General features: G+C 70.3%; 1 protein-coding gene. It reads left to right on the top strand.

What is annotated here, in order from left to right; genetic code table 11:
* Positions 1-751 (top strand): transketolase (locus IF29_RS0141190; RefSeq protein WP_030267727.1); only part of this gene is annotated, 751 nt, incomplete at both ends.

Below are 751 nucleotides of genomic sequence, written 5' to 3'. Positions count from 1 at the left end.
CTCCCCGTTCGACCACACCATCTGGGGCATCTGCTCGGACGGCGACCTGGAGGAGGGCGTCTCCGGCGAGGCCTCCTCCCTCGCGGGCCACCAGAAGCTGGGGAACCTGGTGTTCCTGTACGACGACAACCACATCTCGATCGAGGGCGACACCGAGACCGCGTTCTCCGAGGACGTCCTGGGGCGCTACGAGGCGTACGGCTGGCACATCCAGCGGGTGGCCCCGGCCGAAAGCGGCGACATCGACCCCAAGGCCCTGCACGACGCCATGGTCATCGCCCAGGCCGAGACCGAGCGCCCCTCCATCATCGCCATGCGCACCGTCATCGCCTGGCCCGCGCCACATGCCCAAGGCACCGGGGAGGCACATGGTGCGGCACTCGGTGCGGAGGAAGTCGCCGCGACCAAGCGGGTGCTGGGCTTCGACCCGGCGAAGTCCTTCGACGTCGCCGCTGAGGTGCTGGAACACGCACGGCAGGTCGGCGACCGCGGGCGGCAGACGCATGCGGCCTGGTCCAAGCGGTTCGCGGACTGGCGCACCGCCAACCCGCAGCGTGCGGCGGAGTTCGACCGCATCACGTCGGGGCGGCTTCCCGAGGACTGGGAGCTGGCGATCCCTGTGTTCCCGGTGGGCAAGGAGGTGGCCACCCGTAAGGCGTCGGGTGAGTTCCTCAAGGCTGTGGGCGCGGTGGTGCCGGAGCTGTGGGGCGGGTCGGCGGACCTGGCCGGCTCCAATCTGACCACCATCGAC

The organism is Streptacidiphilus jeojiense (genome assembly GCF_000719095.1).
Taxonomy (GTDB): domain Bacteria; phylum Actinomycetota; class Actinomycetes; order Streptomycetales; family Streptomycetaceae; genus Streptacidiphilus; species Streptacidiphilus jeojiensis.
The sequence above is the reverse complement of the archived record's forward strand: the minus strand, read 5'-3'. Positions and strand labels throughout refer to the sequence as shown.